Annotated in this window: 1 protein-coding gene; it reads right to left on the bottom strand. The window is 54.2% G+C overall.

The genetic code is table 11. The features are described 5' to 3' along the window. Window positions 1-44: 44 nt before the first annotated feature. On the bottom strand, window positions 45-912 hold an 868-nt coding region (locus DL239_RS21360; RefSeq protein WP_167686112.1), incomplete at its 5' end, for an IS481 family transposase.

Below are 912 nucleotides of genomic sequence, written 5' to 3'. Positions count from 1 at the left end.
CACAGTGTAAGGTGCGGTTACCCGTGGGACATCTCGTTTGTTGACTATAGCTTTTCCCTGAGGACTTCGTAAGGCGTCTTTCCGTCGTGTGCGCCGTGAGGTCGGTGGAAGTTGTAAAAGCTCTCCCACTCGCCCAATTTGGCTTCGAGATAGACATCTCCTTTGTAGCTGAGCAGCTGATAAAACTCTTGTCCGTCGGAGCGGTGTGAACGCTCGACCTTGCCGTTCAACTGGGGAGTGCCGCGTTTTATGTAGGCATGGCGGATACCGAGGTCCTCAACATGCCAGTGGAACTTGGCCTGGAACTCATGGCCATTATCCGTTCTGATTTCTCGGATGCGGAATGGGAACTTTTCGATGATGTGATTTGCGAAATCAATGGCATTGGCCTGGGTATGTCTTTCGTAAACCTTCAACGCCCGCACACGCGTTGCGTCGTCAATCGCAGTGTATTGAAAGCGGCGCACCTTTTCGCCCTGTTTGCCTTTGAAAGTCAGGAACTTAACATCCATCTGGATGTGATGCCCAGGGACCTGTTTCTGGTAGCGCTTTGTGTGAACTTTGCGCATGCGAGTTCCCCGAGGAAGGCGGTTCATCCCGTGGCGGCGCAGAATGCGTGAGACCGTTGCGTCGGAGATCCTAATGTCGTGATAGCGCTCCAGGTACCAAACGATCCGCATTGGGCCGAGGTGGTATTTGCGGCGAAGATAGAGAACCTTTTCCTCGCGCTCAGGCGGCGTCCTGTTGGCATGCCATTTGGGGATCGGCGGTGCATTGATCAGGCCTGCTTCGCCGCGCTCAGCATAGGCTTGCCTCCATCGGTAAAAGCTGGATCGCCCGATCCCGAAATAACGGCAGGCTTTAGCAACATGACCAATCTCGTCTGCGTATCGCAGTATCCGCAGCTTACGT

This window comes from Parasedimentitalea denitrificans (assembly GCF_011813015.1).
Classification (GTDB): domain Bacteria; phylum Pseudomonadota; class Alphaproteobacteria; order Rhodobacterales; family Rhodobacteraceae; genus Parasedimentitalea; species Parasedimentitalea denitrificans.
This window is presented reverse-complemented; position numbering and strand designations above follow the sequence as displayed.